This is a genomic window from Streptococcus sp. M334 (assembly GCF_000187745.1).
Lineage (GTDB): Bacteria > Bacillota > Bacilli > Lactobacillales > Streptococcaceae > Streptococcus.
In genome coordinates this window covers 1-16151 of the sequence record NZ_GL732497.1, presented here as the reverse complement: position 1 = coordinate 16151, position 16151 = coordinate 1, and the positions used below count along the sequence as shown (strand labels likewise).

Genomic DNA, 16151 nt, shown 5'->3' with positions numbered 1-16151 from the left:
AAGAGATTGACAATATCATTCAGAAGCTTTATGAAGATAATCTACTTGGTAAATTTCAGATGAACGCTTCGTGAAGCTAAGTCAGAGCTATGAAGAGGAACAGAAACAGCTTCAAACTTCCATTTCTGATTTAACTGAAAACTCGCCAAACAACAAGAAGATAACTTGAATATCTCCAAGTTTATGACGAGAATTTTGAAATATACAGAGCTACCAGAACTAACCGTTGAGATAGTGAATGAACTGATTGACAAGATTGTGATTTATAAACCAACTGGCACGAAACGCAATCGAATTATTCAGATTGATATTTATTATAATTTCATCGGAAAACTAAACAATGAAAAAAGCGAGCCAAACGACTTGGCTCGCTAATATTAACCCAAATAACCAAACTGCTATGTGTCAGGTCAGCCCAAGGAGGTTTTTTTACAAGAAAAAAGAAAGCGCTTCCTAACCCTTTGTTAGGTTTGTGAAATAAAAAATTTTTTGTTGTTATTTCACAATCATCTAGTTAAAAGCTGATACTATAACCTATTTGAGAGTGATTTCACAATATCGCAAAAATTCTTTGTGAAATGTTTATGAAACTGTTTACAAAACATAAAAAAAGAGTTATAATAAACTTGTGAAAAAATTAACAAAGGATAAAATCCTTAAAGGCTATGGAGGATAATATGGCTGATAAAAAAACTGTTACACCTGAGCAAAAACAACTCGCTGCTGAGAAGCATGTAGACGGACTAGTACAAAAAGCTTTGGTTGCGCTTGAAGAAATGCGCAAGTTGAACCAAGAGCAAGTTGACTACATCGTAGCGAAAGCTTCAGTTGCAGCTCTTGATGCGCACGGTATCCTAGCACAACATGCAATTGAAGAAACTGGTCGTGGTGTATTTGAAGACAAGGCGACAAAAAACCTTTTTGCCTGTGAACACGTTGTGAATAACATGCGCGGAGTTAAAACTGTCGGAGTTATCGAAGATGATCCTGTTACAGGATTGACTAAAATTGCAGAACCTGTCGGTGTTGTGTGTGGTGTCACTCCAACAACAAACCCAACATCAACAGCTATTTTCAAATCATTGATTGCTTTGAAAACACGTAATCCAATCGTGTTTGCCTTCCACCCATCAGCTCAAGAATCATCAGCCCACGCAGCACAAATCGTTCGTGATGCCGCTATCGCAGCTGGAGCGCCTGAAAACTGTGTTCAATGGATTACAGAGCCATCTATGGAAGCAACTGGAGCGCTTATGAACCACGAAGGTGTTGCTACTATCCTTGCAACTGGTGGTAATGCCATGGTTAAGGCTGCTTATTCATGTGGTAAACCAGCTCTTGGGGTAGGTGCCGGAAACGTTCCTGCCTATGTAGAAAAATCTGCTGACCTTCGTCAAGCTGCCCATGACATCGTTATGTCTAAATCATTTGATAATGGGATGGTCTGTGCATCAGAACAAGCAGTTATCATTGATAAAGAAGTGTACGACGAATTTGTAGAAGAATTCAAATCATACCACACTTACTTTGTAAATAAAAAAGAAAAAGCACTTCTTGAAGAATTTTGTTTTGGTGTGAAAGCAAACAGCAAAAACTGTGCTGGTGCTAAACTAAATGCAAACATTGTTGGTAAACCAGCAGCATGGATTGCAGAACAAGCAGGATTCAGTGTTCCAGAAGGAACAAACATCTTGGCTGCAGAATGTGAGGAAGTAGGACCAAAAGAACCATTGACTCGTGAAAAATTGTCACCAGTTATTGCTGTCCTAAAAGCTGAAGACACAGAAGATGGTCTTACAAAAGCTCGTCAAATGGTTGAGTTTAACGGACTTGGTCACTCAGCAGCTATCCATACAAAAGATGAAGCTCTTGCTAAACGCTTTGGTACAGAAATCAAAGCTATGCGTATTATCTGGAACTCTCCATCTACTTTCGGTGGTATCGGTGACGTTTACAATGCCTTCATCCCATCATTGACACTTGGATGTGGTTCATACGGACGCAATTCAGTTGGGGATAACGTGAGCGCTATTAACCTTCTAAACATCAAGAAAGTAGGGAAACGTAGAAATAATATGCAATGGTTTAAAGTTCCTTCAAAAATTTACTTCGAACGCAATTCTATCCAATACCTTCAAACATGTGAAGATATTGAACGCGTTATGATCGTTACGGATAAATCTATTGAAAAACTCGGTTTCGTTCAACGTGTTATCGACCAATTGAACGCACGTAGCAACCGTGTAACTATTCAAGTCTTCTCAGATGTTGAACCAGATCCAGACATCACAACTGTAGAACGTGGTGCTGAAGTGATGAAAGCATTTGAACCAGACACAATCATTGCTCTTGGTGGTGGTTCACCAATGGATGCAGCCAAAGTAATGTGGCTCTTCTACGAACAACCAGAAATCGACTTCCGTGACTTGGTCCAAAAATTCATGGATATTCGTAAACGCGCCTTCCGCTTCCCATCACTTGGTAAGAAAGCGAAGTACATCGGTATCCCAACAACTTCAGGTACTGGTTCAGAAGTAACACCATTTGCCGTTATCTCTGATAAGAAAAACAACCGCAAATACCCATTGGCTGACTACTCATTGACACCAACTATTGCGATTGTTGACCCTGCTTTGGTTGAATCAGTTCCAGACTTTATCGCTGCTGATACAGGTATGGACGTCTTGACACACGCGACTGAAGCCTACACTTCAAACTTTGCTAACGACTATACAGACGGTATTGCGCTTCAAACAATCAAACTTGTCTTTGAATGGTTAGAAAAATCTGTTAAGACAGCTGACCCAGAAGCTCGTGAGAAAATGCACAATGCATCTACAATGGCTGGTATGGCCTTCGCCAATGCCTTCCTTGGTATGAGCCACTCAATGGCCCACAAGATTGGTGGTGTTCACCACACTGTTCACGGCCGTACTAATGCTATCTTGCTTCCATACGTTATCCGTTACAACGGAACTCGTCCATCTAAGACTACTACATGGCCTAAATACAACTACTGGAAAGCTGATGAGAAATTCCAAGACATCGCGAAAATGCTTGGCTTGCCTCACTCAACTCCAGAAGAAGCAGTTGAAGCATACGCTAAAGCTGTTTACGAACTTGGTGTTGCAGTAGGTATCAAGATGAACTTCAAGGATCAAGGAATTGATGAAAAAGCTTGGAAAGACAGCTTGCATGAAATTGCCTTGCTTGCTTATGAAGATCAATGTTCACCTGCTAACCCACGCTTGCCAATGGTAGCTGACATGGAAGAAATCATGGCAGATGCTTACTATGGTTATGCAGAACGTCCAGGACGTCGTAAATAATCGTTTATCAGCCTAGAGACAGGAGAAATCCTGTCTCTTTTTTGTAATTCTATTTGAAAAATGGTATAATAATCGCATATATTTATTTGAAAATCAAATCTTTTATAATCATGCGAGGGGCAAGTGAACAAGATAAATGAGTTAGGGGATAAAGTGCGACTTTTAAGAGAGGAGAAAGGACTTAGTCGTCCAGTTTTTTGCGGGGATGAGTCCGAATTATCAGTCCGTCAGTTGGTGAGAATCGAAAAAGGAGAATTTCGCCCGACTATAAAAACACTAGAATATATTGCAGAACGATTAGAAATTCCATCCTATGTCTTGATGCCAGACTATAAGGAATTACCCAAGCGTTACCAAGAATTAAAATACTTTCTTCTTCATCATCCTGACTACGGAGACAAGGAGTTGCAGGAACAAAAGGAAGAATATTTTGATGAGATTTTTGAGTGTTTTTATGATGACCTGCCCCGTGATGAGAAGATGATAGTGGACTGTCTTCAGGCAATAGATGCAGTGAGAGCGACTAGTAATTCTTTATACGGAAGTGGTGTGATTGAGGACGGTCTTCAAGACTTACTATCCAGAGATGTATATAAGGCTGAGGAATTGTTGAAATTGAGACTGTATTTTCTTTGTCAGTTAATGGATGGTTTAAACGAGGGTGAGATAAAAAAGTCTGAGCATGAAACTATTCTTTATTTTCATGACAAATTAAGTTCTCAGGTTGATAAGATAGAGTTCGATTGTTTGGACTTACTTAGAGATTCCTTGTTAGCTTCTTTAACTTGTATAGAGATTATGGGGTTGCTTCATTATTTTAAGAGGGCAGTCGAGACCTTAAATAAAATAGGGCAAAAAACACGAGATTTTCAAAAACAACCGATTGTCTTGATGGTGGAGTGGAAATATTATATTCAGATGGATTATGATACAGCCAAACAAAAGTATGAAGAAGCAAAAATGATGGCAAGGATGTTTGGCAATGAGAAGTTAATCGTTAGTTTAGATAATGAATGGAGCGAAGACTTAGAAAGGTATTGTTAAATGCTTTATAGGAGTGACATTTCTGTCATTGGAGAAATGTCGCTTTTTTGTTAAAATGAATTTGTAAATAAATAAGAAAGGGATTTGCTATGGTTAAGATGTTGTTTTTGCTACTTATCATTGGCGGATGGTGGGGCTAAGTTTAGAGGTTTGATATGCTAGAATTTGAAAGAATAAACAATATTTTATTAGCAGGCATGTCAGAAGTTGGAGATGTACTGCTCATTCGACAAACGCTATCAACTCTTCTTCAAGCGGAAATAAGAGTTAACGGCTATTTATTGGATTTGATTACAATAAAACCCCAGATATTAAAAGTCTATCCATTAGTCGGTATAGCAAATAATGCACTTATTATTGTACGAGAAGTAAATGAGGGACTTGATATGACGTTGGAGAATAATAGGACATTTAGGAATTTTAATTTTTTAGAAGATTAAAGTAGGAATCACAGAAAAGGAGAAAGAATAAATGTGGCGTTGGGTATGGAAAATAGTAAAATGGATTTTGATTAATTTAATGTGGACAGCTATTTGGGGCTGGGTTCAACAATGGTTTAGTAAATAGGAGGAATTATTATGTGGCGTTTCGTATGGAGAATTATCAGATGGATTATTATTGACTGGATTTTAACAGCAATTTGGGGCTGGATTAAACAGTGGTTCTAGTTTAGAAATTAATATAAAAAAATAATTGATAGTTATGTCTCAGTTTGAAAATGGGCATTCTCAAAAAGATTATAGACATAACTATCAACTATTTTAATTATAATATAAAAGGAGAAAAAATGAAAGTAGAGAACATTTCGTATAGGATAAATAGTCGGATACTGTTTAACAATATTTCTTTTGATACTTCAAATTCAGGTCTTACACTGATTACTGGAAAAAATGGCTCAGGAAAGTCAACATTATTGAAAGTATTACTAGGAATTGTTCAACCATATTCTGGCTCATTGATTTCTGAAGAAAAAGTTAGCTATGTTCCAGATTCTTCGGACAACTATTTCATTGGTTTATCTCCTAATTTATTATTCGGATTTTTACAGAAACAATTTTTTATTGAAACAAATTTGTTCGAAGAACGGTTAAGAGAATTACGAGAACAATTTTATTTGAATGAGAAATTAATGACACAAACAATTCAATCATTGTCATTAGGAGAAAAGAAAAAAGTAATGCTTATAGCAGCGTTTTTATTGGATTCGGACTTGTATGTTATGGATGAACCTTTATCAGGTTTAGATCAAATTTCGGTTGAAAATCTGCTTCAATTGATGGAGCAAAAGATAAATCTAGGCAAACACTTCATTATTGTAAGTCACGAGAGGCAAGAAATTTTACCGACAGTTGATCAGATTATTTCTTTGTAGAGGAAAGTTATATGGAAAAGTTTTATTACTCTATTACTCTATTATTCCTATCTCGACAGGGATACTGGAATGATTCGAATAATGTCAAGGAATTATCGTTGTTTCAATCGACCTACAAATATTTTCTTTCATCTGTTAGTTTGATTTTTATATTTTGTTTTGCTAAACAAGAAGTTTATAAGCTATTAAGTGAAAATCAAATTTGGGGTATCCTATCATACTTTGAATTAGTAAAAATACTTGTTCCTGCAATTTTGTTATTAGGAATAATTTATGAAAATATTTATGTTTTAAAAACTAAAACAGAGAGTACAATGAGGATATTTTTCAATATCACAGGGAGAGAATTTTGGAATATAGTATTTTTAAAGAATTTAATTCTAGTTTCCCCCATCTTAGTAGCTATTTTTTTCTATGATATTTCTTTAGGAATATTTGCGTGCCTACTTGTTTTTTTACTTAATAGTATATTTTTTATACCGAAAATCAGGTATGTTAGGCCAAGGTTTAAAAAATCGTTCAGTACAACCTATTTATTATCTGTCGTTGATGGTTTGACGGTGTTTAAAGCGATGACTATACCTGTATTTTCAACTTTTATGTTTATGTTCATGTGGTTGGTTTTACCAGATTTTTTAGGAATTGATATATCGAATAAAGCGATGATATTGAATACAGCTTTATTTTCAGGGACAGTATTTTTTAGCAATAAAGGGATAAATTTTTATTTTCTTACTTTAAATAAGGACTTCCCTTATCTGAAGGCTGTGGGGGTCAATCTTAATAAGTTTATAAAAAAAAGAATTTGGTCTTTAAATTTTATTAGTATCTTAGTTCCGTCGATCTCGCTATATGTCTTTTTAAATTATCTGGGGTACGGTTTTATAGATATTTCCCTATTTCTTTTCGGAGTTTCTCTAGCATATTTTTTATGCCAAGGGATACAGATGTTAGAGATAATTATATTTAGAAAGTATCATTTCAAGAATGCGAAAGAATTAGATGCTTTTTCAATTCCTATAAATACAAGGATAACGTTGTACATTATTCGCTTCGTACCAGTTATGGTTTGCTTATTATTCAATCAAATTAAACTATTTGGTTTATGGGGCTTGATATTGTTAAATATAGTTTATATCAGTATTATTTATTGTAGTTTATATCGATATATGTTGTCAAAAGTAATTAAAGGAGATAATCATGTCCATTTTATCCATTAAAAATATTTCAAAGTTTTACGCCTTGGACGGTAAACATCAAGAGCAGGCTCTAAGAAATATAAATCTGCAGATTGCAAAAGGTAAAATTACAGCGATTTACGGCCCATCAGGCTGTGGCAAAACCAGTCTACTAAACATCATCAGTGGTTTAGATAGACAATATGAAGGAGATTTAGAGTTTAAAGGGGAATCCCTCCGTGACTTATCAGAGATTGAACTAACTCAATTTCGTAAAGATAAGATTGGATTTGTGTTTCAAAACTTTAACCTCATTCCTCATCAGTCTGTCTTGGACAATGTCAAGCTACCTCTCTATGTCAAAGATTTATCTGATAGGGAGATGACAATGATTGCAAAGGAGCAATTAAGTAACTTGGGCATGGAGCCTTTTATGGCTAAAAATGTTAAACAGCTTTCTGGCGGGCAAAAGCAACGCGTAGCAATCGCGCGTGCCTTGGTAAATCAGCCTGATATGATTGTAGCAGATGAGCCAACGGGTTCGCTGGATTCTCAATCCCAAGAAATGGTATTGGAAGTGTTCAAAAATTTAGCCCAAACAGGGAAAACAGTATTGATCGTAACCCATAATCCAGAGGTTGCCGAATATGCAGATGTGATTATCAAAATGAAGGATGGTGAAGTCGTTGAAGAAGTCAAAAAATAAAGGATTATCATTGAAAAATAAATTCAAGCTTTCTTTAAATAACTTTATGGAAAGAAAGTGGCGTAATCTATTGATTGCGCTAGCAACCTCAATCGGTTTTGTAGGAGTCTTAATTTCTTTCGGTTTGGGAAATGCTTTGATTTCGATGATTGATGAAAATACGAATGGAGGTCAAATTCCTTCTCAAGTTCAGATTGCTTTAAACACAAAAAATGTTGGACGAGGCTTTTTGAACCAAGATGATAAGAACTATATCACGGATACAGTTGGGAAAGAAGCTATTAAATATTTGGAGAGTCCTTTTGGGATGAATATGTCAAATATTACTATAGATGGGCAAGAAATGGATCTGAGTCAAACGATGCCTTCTTATGCTCAAGTAGTGAGTCTCTATGAGGATACAAGTATCTCTGTTAGTAGTAATGAAAAGGACAAAGTGGTAGCTGGATCCCTCTATACTGATGCAAATGAACAGGGCTTGACAATTCCAATCAGTTTACTAAAAAATTGGAATGAACAGACAGGAAACAATCTGACAGCTACTGATGTTATTGGCAAATCAGTCTCAGCCAGCATTGTAGAAAATACTGCTGAAGCTAGCAAGACAGCTCAATTTCAAACGAAGATTGTGCGTGTAATCAATGATGAAGATGACATGGAGGACAGCAACAGTTTCATGCCGTCTAATCAAATGGAAACGATTTTGAAAGAAGCTGGATTTACAAAAGCTGTATCTTATTTTATCTTGGAACTTAAAGATCCATCACAGACAAAAGTAGTAACAGAAGAATTACAGAAAAATAAGAAGTATACTGTGCTTTCTCAACAGAAGGTTCTTGATATTGTGATTACCTTTATTCGTGTCATTCAGGGATTATTGATTGTACTTTCATCACAAGCTATTGTGGTAGCAGCGGTTATGATTGGTATCATTATTTACATCAATATCATGCAACGTTCTAAGGAAATAGGTGTCATGAAGGCAGTTGGTTATCAGAATCGTGATGTCAAAGGAATTTTTATTTATGAGGCTATCTGGATTGTAGGCATTGCCTTGTTACTGGCATTTTTGGTTGCACAAGGGGTGGGAAGTTTGGCGAATGCGGTTGTAAGTCACTTTTACCCATCCATCACTAAGGTTTTTGAATTAAATTTGTTATCTGTTTTAGGAACTCTAGTTTTCGCTCTCTTGCTTGGCTATATTTCTGCCTACTTCCCAGCACGTAAAATTAGTAAAATGGATCCTGTAGAATCGCTACGATATGAATAGTAAGGTAGTTCTTGATTTACAGTCTTAAAAAGAAACTAACATAGAAAAACAATGCCCGTACTTGCAATTAAACTTAAATAGTTATATAATAGGTTTGTTGAAAGGTGATTTGTAGTGATTCAAGTTACTCTTTTCACAATAAAAATTTCATGATTTTCATAAGGAGGAAATCACTAATGGTAGTTAAAGTTGGTATTAACGGTTTCGGACGTATCGGTCGTCTTGCTTTCCGTCGTATCCAAAATGTAGAAGGTGTTGAAGTTACTCGTATCAACGACCTTACAGATCCAGTTATGCTTGCACACTTGTTGAAATACGACACAACTCAAGGTCGTTTCGACGGTACTGTTGAAGTTAGAGAAGGTGGATTTGAAGTTAACGGTAAATTCATCAAAGTTTCTGCTGAACGTGATCCAGAACAAATCGACTGGGCTAACGACGGTGTAGAAATCGTTCTTGAAGCTACTGGTTTCTTTGCTAAGAAAGCAGCTGCTGAAAAACACTTGCACGCTGGTGGAGCTAAAAAAGTTGTTATCACTGCTCCTGGTGGAAACGACGTTAAAACAGTTGTATTCAACACTAACCACGACGTTCTTGACGGTACTGAAACAGTTATCTCAGGTGCTTCATGTACTACAAACTGCTTGGCTCCTATGGCTAAAGCTCTTCAAGATAACTTTGGTGTTGTAGAAGGATTGATGACTACTATCCACGCTTACACTGGTGACCAAATGATCCTTGACGGACCACACCGTGGTGGTGACCTTCGCCGTGCTCGCGCTGGTGCTGCAAACATCGTTCCTAACTCAACTGGTGCTGCAAAAGCTATCGGTCTTGTAATCCCAGAATTGAACGGTAAACTTGACGGATCTGCACAACGCGTTCCAACTCCAACTGGATCAGTTACTGAATTGGTAGCAGTTCTTGAAAAGAACGTTACTGTTGATGAAGTGAACGCAGCTATGAAAGCAGCTTCAAACGAATCATACGGTTACACAGAAGATCCAATCGTATCTTCAGATATCGTAGGTATGTCTTACGGTTCATTGTTTGACGCAACTCAAACTAAAGTTCTTGACGTTGACGGTAAACAATTGGTTAAAGTTGTATCATGGTACGACAACGAAATGTCATACACTGCACAACTTGTTCGTACTCTTGAATACTTCGCAAAAATCGCTAAATAATTCATGAGTCGATAAAAAAGCAAGGCCTATTGGTCTTGCTTTTCTTATATGGAAAAATGGATGACACAATCATCCATTCTTTTTTAATTCTCTTTCGAAAGTATCTGAAAGGGCATTGAAGCTTAATTTCTCTAATGTAAGCGGATGGGTAAAGGAAAGTCGAAAAGCGTGGAGCATAAGCCGACTTGTTTTTGATTTGCTATTATAGAGAGGGTCGCCTAAAATAGGGAAGTTATGATGCGAAAGGTGCACACGAATTTGATGTGTTCGACCGGTCTTTAGCTTGCAACGAACCAAGGAAGTTTTGTTTGGAAATTGCTTTAATCTGCTTACATGCGTTTCAGCATATTGTCCATTTTTTGTATCAACTATTCGCTTTCTGCGATCATGACGATCACGTCCAATTTTGTCTTTGAAGACAAGTTCTTTCTTGTTGGTATTTCCGTCAACTAGTGCCCAATATTCTCTAGAAATCTCTTTTTTCTCCAATAAGCGGTTGAGAATAGGCAGGATAAAAGGATTTTTGGCAAAGAGAACCAAACCGCTGGTTTCCATGTCCAGACGATGAACGACATAGCAGGTTTGGCCAACATAGGCACTGACATGGTTAAGAAGGGCGATTTCGTTTGGTTGGTTACCATGTGTTTTCATACCCTCAGGTTTGTTGACAATAATCAAGTGTTGATCTTGATAAACTTCCTGAACTAAGTCTGGGTTGCCCCAAGGAATTTCTTTTTCGGGATAATCTTCCTCGTCAAAAGTCAATTGGCAAACATCTCCAGGATTTACCGTCTCGTTCCAGTGAACTTCTCGCTGATTAATCAAAATGTGTTTCTTGATTCTCAAAAAATGGCGGATTTTTCTAGGGATTAGGAGTTGTTCCTCAAGTAGTTGCTTCACCGTCATTTGAGATAAAGAGGCAGGTAATGTAAAAGTGAATTGCATACAGATATTGTAACAAAAAAAGCCATATTTGGATAGGAAATAGCTAAATTCTTGAGTTCCTATGATGAAGATGATAAAATAAACGCATGAAATTAGATAAATTATTTGAGAAATTTCTTTCTCTTTTTAAAAAAGAAACAAGTGAATCAGAGGATTCGGGGTCTACTAACTTGCGTCGTTCTCGCAGTGATAGAAAAAAATTAGCCCAAGTAGGTCCAATTCGAAAATTCTGGCGTCGCTATCATCTAACAAAGATTGTCCTTATACTAGGTTTGAGTGCAGGCTTGCTAGTTGGAACCTATTTGTTTGCTGTAGCTAAGTCAACCAATGTTAACGATTTGCAAAACGCCTTGAAAACTCGGACTATCATTTTTGACCGTGAAGAAAAGGAGGCTGGTGCCTTGTCTGGTCAAAAAGGAACTTATGTTGAATTGACTGATATCAGTAAAAATTTGCAGAATGCTGTTATTGCGACAGAAGACCGTTCTTTCTATAAAAATGACGGGATCAACTATGGTCGTTTTTTCTTGGCGATTGTCACTGCTGGTCGTTCAGGTGGTGGTTCTACTATTACCCAACAGCTAGCTAAAAACGCCTATTTGTCACAGGATCAAACTGTTGAGAGAAAAGCGAAAGAATTTTTCCTTGCCTTAGAATTAACAAAAAAATATAGTAAGGATCAGATTTTAACCATGTACCTTAACAATGCCTATTTTGGAAATGGTGTGTGGGGTGTAGAAGATGCGAGTAAGAAATACTTTGGAGTTTCTGCGTCAGAAGTAAGTTTGGATCAAGCTGCGACTCTGGCAGGGATGCTCAAAGGACCGGAATTGTATAATCCCTTGAATTCCTTAGAAGATTCGACTAATCGTCGCGATACTGTTTTGCAAAATATGGTTGCAGCAGGATATATTGATAAAAATCAAGAAACCGAGGCTGCAGGAGTTGATATGACCTCGCAATTGCAAGATAAGTATGAAGGAAAAATTTCAGATTACCGCTATCCTTCTTACTTTGATGCGGTGGTTAACGAAGCCGTTTCCAAGTATAATCTAACAGAGGAAGAAATCGTCAATAATGGCTACCGCATTTATACAGAGTTGGATCAAAACTACCAAGCAAATATGCAGGTTGTCTATAAAAATACATCGCTATTTCCGAGGGCAGAGGATGGAACATTTGCTCAATCAGGAAGTGTAGTTCTCGAACCGAAAACGGGGGGAGTTCGTGGAGTTGTTGGTCAAGTTGCTGACAATGATAAAACAGGATTTCGGAATTTCAACTATGCAACCCAATCAAAACGTAGTCCTGGTTCTACAATTAAGCCTTTAGTTGTCTATACCCCAGCAGTTGAAGCAGGTTGGGCTTTGAACAAGCAGTTGGATAACCATACCATGCAGTACGACAGCTATAAGGTTGATAACTATGCAGGAATCAAGACGAGTCGAGAAGTTCCTATGTATCAAGCCTTGGCAGAATCGCTTAATCTACCTGCTGTTGCCACTGTTAATGACTTGGGTGTTGACAAGGCTTTTGAGGCGGGCGAAAAATTCGGACTCAACATGGAAAAAGTCGACCGTGTTCTTGGTGTCGCCTTGGGAAGCGGTGTTGAAACCAATCCTCTTCAAATGGCTCAAGCATATGCTGCCTTTGCAAATGAAGGTTTAATGCCGGAAGCTCATTTTATTAGTAGAATTGAAAATGCTAGTGGACAGGTTATTGCAAGCCATAAAAATTCACAAAAACGGGTGATTGATAAGTCTGTAGCTGACAAGATGACCAGTATGATGTTGGGTACATTCACAAACGGAACTGGTATTAGTTCATCACCTGCAGATTACGTCATGGCAGGAAAAACTGGTACAACTGAAGCGGTTTTTAATCCTGAATACACAAGTGATCAGTGGGTAATTGGTTATACACCGGATGTAGTGATTAGCCACTGGCTTGGTTTTCCGACCACTGATGAAAATCACTATCTAGCAGGATCTACTTCAAATGGTGCAGCTCATGTCTTTAGAAACATTGCAAATACTATTTTACCTTATACGCCAGGAAGCACCTTTACAGTTGAAAATGCATATAAGAAAAACGGAATTGCACCAGCTAACACAAAAAGACAAGTACAAACCAATGATAATAGCCAGACAGATGATAATTTGTCTGATATTCGAGGACGTGCGCAAAGTCTAGTAGATGAGGCTAGCCGGGCTATCTCAGATGCGAAGATTAAGGAAAAGGCTCAAACGATTTGGGATTCGGTAGTCAATCTATTTCGTTAAGATGCTTGTCAAAGCCTGGCTTTCTTGTTATAATAGATAAGATGGAGGCGTTATGGCACTAAAAAAAGCAAGCCTAGCTTGTGCGGTTTGTGGTTCGAGAAACTATTCAATCAAGATTAGTGGAAACCCCAAGCCTACACGACTAGAAGTAAATAAATTTTGTAAGCATTGTGGTAAGTACACTACACACAGAGAAACGAGATAGGAGAGAGCGATGCGTTTTATTGGAGATATTTTTAGACTTCTTAAAGACACAACATGGCCAACTCGCAAGGAAAGCTGGAGAGATTTTCGTTCTATCATGGAATACACAGCTTTCTTTGTAGTAATTATTTACATTTTTGACCAGTTGATTGTTTCAGGTTTGATTCGATTTATTAACATTTTTTAGAAGATTAGTGAAAGTACACTAAAAATCTTCTATTTATGAAAGGAAATATCATGGATAGTTTTGATAAAGGGTGGTTTGTTTTACAAACCTATTCTGGTTATGAAAATAAGGTAAAAGAAAATCTATTACAACGTGCACAAACCTATAACATGTTGGATAATATTCTACGCGTTGAAATTCCAACACAAACAGTGCAAGTTGAAAAAAATGGAAAGAGAAAAGAAGTAGAAGAAAATCGCTTTCCAGGTTATGTTCTTGTAGAAATGGTCATGACAGATGAAGCTTGGTTTGTTGTTCGAAACACACCAAACGTTACAGGATTCGTTGGTTCTCACGGAAATAGATCAAAACCAACTCCATTATTGGAACAAGAAATTCGTGATATCTTGGTTTCTATGGGACAAACTGTACAAGAGTTTGATCTCGATGTTGAAGTCGGTCAAACTGTACGTATTATTGATGGTGCTTTTGCAGACTATACTGGTAAGATTACAGAGATTGATAATAACAAAGTGAAGATGATCATCTCTATGTTTGGTAATGACACAGTAGCAGAAGTAAACCTAAACCAAATTGCAGAATTATAACCCTGAGAGAGGCATGTCCTCTCTTTTTTGTGCAGTTGAGGAGGTAAAGGGGACAGAATAGGTGAAATAGTCCCAATTAGCTTCTTTATTTGTTAAACTGTATCTAGAAAGGGGGAGATTATGTTTAAAGAATTGTATGAAAAAGTGCAGGGGATTGTATATAAGTGTAGAAATGAATATTATCTTCATTTATGGGAGCTATCGGATTGGGACCAAGAGGGAATGATTTGCTTACATGAATTGATTAGTAGAGAAGAAGGAATAGTAGAAGATATTCCTCGTTTAAGGAAATATTTTAAGACTAAGTTTCGGAATCGGATTTTAGATTATATCCGTAAACAAGAAAGTCAAAAACGAAGATATGATAAAGAATCCTATGAAGAAGTAGGTGAGATCAGTCATCGTGTAAGTGAGGGCGGTCTCTGGCTAGATGATTATTATCTCTTTCATGAAACATTAAAAGATTATAGAAGTAAACAAAATAAAGAAAAACAAGAAGAACTAGAACGCGTCTTAAGAAATGAACGATTTCGAGGGCGTCAAAGAGTATTAAGAGACTTACGCATTGTGTTTAAAGAGTTTGACATCCGTACCCATTAGGAATTCATGCAAAAAAAGCTAAATTCCCAAACTAAGTTCCACCGCTAGTAGAAGTGGAAGTTAGTCTGATAAAAATCGTAAAAACCAGCGGAAATCCGTGTCAGGGTAAGTTCCACTGGTTTTACTAATGCTTGATTTCATCGCTTTTGTAGCCGAAATGAATCGAAAAAAAGAGCGCACAAAATCCCCTCATCTGAAAGCGTTTCAGATTAAGTTCCGCTATGGTGGAAGTTAGTGTGAGACGTTTGAATGGGGGTTTAGGTTAGTTTTTAGATTTTATGTTGGAGTAATGTAGAAGACTGGCAGACATCTTCTGCAGGTATTTTAGAAATACCGAGAAGCTTAGGAATCTCTTCTCCATAAGTAAATGCAAAGAGTTCATAAGCTGACTTTCCATTCAAAGCAGCCCGTTTGACACTGTTGACATGCGAACAAACGAGATTGATGTCCTCTTGAGTTAAGTTATCAAAGGAAGTTCCCTTTGGAAGAATGTCGCGAATCAGCGTGTGATTTTTCTCAATTCTGCCTTTCTGGTCAGAGCGATTAGGGTCACAAAAGAAGAGTTTACTCTCTCCTCGAACATCCATTTCGATATCATCGACCCTGGCAAACTCTCCACCATTATCTGTCAGGATGACAGGGAAGAGTTGACAGAAATCTTTATCCGCTTGGTGAAGAGTGTTCTTGATATCATAGAGGTGTTTGGTAACCTCAAGGGCAGTTTTATTATCCAGAATCCTAGCGAAGATAAAGTTACAGAAAGAGAGATTAAAGGTGAGTAGTACTTTACCTCCTATCCTGCCCATAACGGTGTCCATTTCCAGCCAAGAGTTCAGTTGGTTAAGAGCTAAATAATTTTGGAAATCCTCATAGGAACGGCCTTTTTTAGCTTCTTTAGGGATGGAAGGTAGCTTACTTTTCCGTCTTTCTTTGAATTTAACGGCTCTGGCTAAATCAATCGGAGCGATAGATAGGTATCCTTTTCGGATATGTCGATAGACAGTTGAGGAGCTGACATCAAGATTGTGAGTTTTGAGGATATGATAGATGTGTTGTCCCTTTTTAACCCCATCAGAAATGACTTTATCTATGTCCCAGAAAGTCTGCGAGTTAAGGGGAGTGCCTTCATGAGCTTCGACAAGAGTTTGTTCGTATTGTTTTTGAGCTTGTTTAGCTAGATAGAAGACTTTCTGATAGCCACAATTTTGTCTTCTTTTAGGGCATCCATTACAGACAAAGGGAGCTTTAGCGAGTAGAGGG

At 37.4% G+C, this 16151-nt stretch carries 16 protein-coding genes; 14 read left to right on the top strand and 2 right to left on the bottom strand.

Translation table 11 applies throughout. The annotated features are described in order from the left end of the window. The first annotated feature begins 183 nt into the window (after positions 1 to 183). From HMPREF0851_RS15025 to gap, 9 genes are all read left to right on the top strand, one after another. Entirely contained in the window at positions 184 to 375 is a 192-nt protein-coding gene (locus tag HMPREF0851_RS15025; RefSeq protein WP_009014489.1) for a DUF4368 domain-containing protein, read from the top strand. A 302-nt stretch (positions 376 to 677) separates the two neighbouring features. Next, positions 678 to 3329 (top strand): bifunctional acetaldehyde-CoA/alcohol dehydrogenase, encoded by a 2652-nt coding sequence (gene adhE, locus HMPREF0851_RS15020; protein WP_000764005.1) that lies wholly within the window; start codon positions 678 to 680, stop codon positions 3327 to 3329. Positions 3330 to 3452: 123 nt separating this feature from the next. After that, complete coding sequence (locus HMPREF0851_RS15015) at positions 3453 to 4373, top strand: helix-turn-helix domain-containing protein (RefSeq protein WP_009014488.1); 921 nt, start codon at positions 3453 to 3455, stop codon at positions 4371 to 4373. Positions 4374 to 4528: 155 nt separating this feature from the next. Beyond that, a complete protein-coding gene (locus tag HMPREF0851_RS15010) occupies positions 4529 to 4813 on the top strand; it encodes a hypothetical protein (protein ID WP_000889000.1) in 285 nt (94 codons plus the stop codon). Positions 4814 to 5160: 347 nt separating this feature from the next. Then, a complete protein-coding gene (locus HMPREF0851_RS16110) occupies positions 5161 to 5745 on the top strand; it encodes an ATP-binding cassette domain-containing protein (RefSeq protein ID WP_000861995.1) in 585 nt (194 codons plus the stop codon). A gap of 11 nt (positions 5746 to 5756) precedes the next feature. After that, positions 5757 to 6965: a hypothetical protein gene (locus tag HMPREF0851_RS15000; RefSeq protein WP_000410661.1), complete on the top strand. Its 1209-nt coding sequence runs from the start codon at positions 5757 to 5759 to the stop codon at positions 6963 to 6965. Further along, positions 6946 to 7629: an ABC transporter ATP-binding protein gene (locus tag HMPREF0851_RS14995; protein ID WP_009014486.1), complete on the top strand. Its 684-nt coding sequence runs from the start codon at positions 6946 to 6948 to the stop codon at positions 7627 to 7629. Before HMPREF0851_RS15000 ends, HMPREF0851_RS14995 begins: the two co-directional genes overlap by 20 nt. Continuing rightward, positions 7598 to 8899, top strand: coding sequence for an ABC transporter permease (locus HMPREF0851_RS0104550; RefSeq protein ID WP_198004183.1), 1302 nt, complete (start codon positions 7598 to 7600; stop codon positions 8897 to 8899). The genes HMPREF0851_RS14995 and HMPREF0851_RS0104550 overlap by 32 nt, the downstream gene beginning before the upstream one ends. 176 nt (positions 8900 to 9075) lie before the next feature. Further along, the gene (gene gap / locus HMPREF0851_RS14990) at positions 9076 to 10086 is read left to right on the top strand and encodes a type I glyceraldehyde-3-phosphate dehydrogenase (protein WP_000260687.1); all 1011 of its coding nucleotides are present in this window, start codon (positions 9076 to 9078) and stop codon (positions 10084 to 10086) included. Between the two features lie 69 nt (positions 10087 to 10155). Here the strand turns inward: gap and HMPREF0851_RS14985 are convergent, their stop codons facing one another. Beyond that, positions 10156 to 11031 carry an RluA family pseudouridine synthase gene (locus HMPREF0851_RS14985; RefSeq protein ID WP_009014484.1) on the bottom strand — a complete coding sequence of 292 codons (876 nt, stop codon included), beginning with the start codon at positions 11029 to 11031 and terminating at the stop codon, positions 10156 to 10158. Positions 11032 to 11117: 86 nt separating this feature from the next. On the opposite strand from HMPREF0851_RS14985, the gene pbp2a reads away from it, so the two are divergent. The 5 genes from pbp2a (at position 11118) to HMPREF0851_RS14960 (ending at position 14891) form a co-directional block, all read left to right on the top strand. After that, the gene (gene pbp2a, locus HMPREF0851_RS14980; RefSeq protein WP_000762649.1) at positions 11118 to 13313 is read left to right on the top strand and encodes a penicillin-binding protein PBP2A; all 2196 of its coding nucleotides are present in this window, start codon (positions 11118 to 11120) and stop codon (positions 13311 to 13313) included. A gap of 52 nt (positions 13314 to 13365) precedes the next feature. Next, complete coding sequence (gene rpmG, locus HMPREF0851_RS14975; protein ID WP_001809375.1) at positions 13366 to 13518, top strand: 50S ribosomal protein L33; 153 nt, start codon at positions 13366 to 13368, stop codon at positions 13516 to 13518. Positions 13519 to 13527: 9 nt separating this feature from the next. After that, positions 13528 to 13704 (top strand): preprotein translocase subunit SecE, encoded by a 177-nt coding sequence (gene secE / locus HMPREF0851_RS14970; protein WP_001210991.1) that lies wholly within the window; start codon positions 13528 to 13530, stop codon positions 13702 to 13704. A 50-nt stretch (positions 13705 to 13754) separates the two neighbouring features. Continuing rightward, positions 13755 to 14291 (top strand): transcription termination/antitermination protein NusG, encoded by a 537-nt coding sequence (nusG, locus tag HMPREF0851_RS14965; protein ID WP_000376741.1) that lies wholly within the window; start codon positions 13755 to 13757, stop codon positions 14289 to 14291. A gap of 120 nt (positions 14292 to 14411) precedes the next feature. Continuing rightward, entirely contained in the window at positions 14412 to 14891 is a 480-nt protein-coding gene (locus HMPREF0851_RS14960) for a sigma-70 family RNA polymerase sigma factor (protein WP_000471942.1), read from the top strand. A 269-nt stretch (positions 14892 to 15160) separates the two neighbouring features. Here HMPREF0851_RS14960 and HMPREF0851_RS14955 read toward each other — a convergent pair. Continuing rightward, positions 15161 to 16151: IS30 family transposase (locus tag HMPREF0851_RS14955; protein ID WP_000297838.1), on the bottom strand; the 991-nt coding region annotated here is incomplete at its 5' end.

Bases quoted from the DNA above. Each gene is read 5' to 3' on its own strand.
- HMPREF0851_RS14995 (WP_009014486.1), top strand. From the start codon at position 6,946: ATGTCCATTTTATCCATTAAAAATATTTCAAAGTTTTACGCCTTGGAC.
- secE (WP_001210991.1), top strand. From the start codon at position 13,528: ATGCGTTTTATTGGAGATATTTTTAGACTTCTTAAAGACACAACATGG.
- HMPREF0851_RS16110 (WP_000861995.1), top strand. From the start codon at position 5,161: ATGAAAGTAGAGAACATTTCGTATAGGATAAATAGTCGGATACTGTTT.
- nusG (WP_000376741.1), top strand. From the start codon at position 13,755: ATGGATAGTTTTGATAAAGGGTGGTTTGTTTTACAAACCTATTCTGGT.
- HMPREF0851_RS14960 (WP_000471942.1), top strand. From the start codon at position 14,412: ATGTTTAAAGAATTGTATGAAAAAGTGCAGGGGATTGTATATAAGTGT.
- HMPREF0851_RS0104550 (WP_198004183.1), top strand. From the start codon at position 7,598: ATGGTGAAGTCGTTGAAGAAGTCAAAAAATAAAGGATTATCATTGAAA.
- HMPREF0851_RS15010 (WP_000889000.1), top strand. From the start codon at position 4,529: ATGCTAGAATTTGAAAGAATAAACAATATTTTATTAGCAGGCATGTCA.
- gap (WP_000260687.1), top strand. From the start codon at position 9,076: ATGGTAGTTAAAGTTGGTATTAACGGTTTCGGACGTATCGGTCGTCTT.
- HMPREF0851_RS15000 (WP_000410661.1), top strand. From the start codon at position 5,757: ATGGAAAAGTTTTATTACTCTATTACTCTATTATTCCTATCTCGACAG.
- HMPREF0851_RS15025 (WP_009014489.1), top strand. From the start codon at position 184: ATGACGAGAATTTTGAAATATACAGAGCTACCAGAACTAACCGTTGAG.
- HMPREF0851_RS14985 (WP_009014484.1), bottom strand. From the start codon at position 11,031: ATGCAATTCACTTTTACATTACCTGCCTCTTTATCTCAAATGACGGTG.
- adhE (WP_000764005.1), top strand. From the start codon at position 678: ATGGCTGATAAAAAAACTGTTACACCTGAGCAAAAACAACTCGCTGCT.
- pbp2a (WP_000762649.1), top strand. From the start codon at position 11,118: ATGAAATTAGATAAATTATTTGAGAAATTTCTTTCTCTTTTTAAAAAA.
- rpmG (WP_001809375.1), top strand. From the start codon at position 13,366: ATGGCACTAAAAAAAGCAAGCCTAGCTTGTGCGGTTTGTGGTTCGAGA.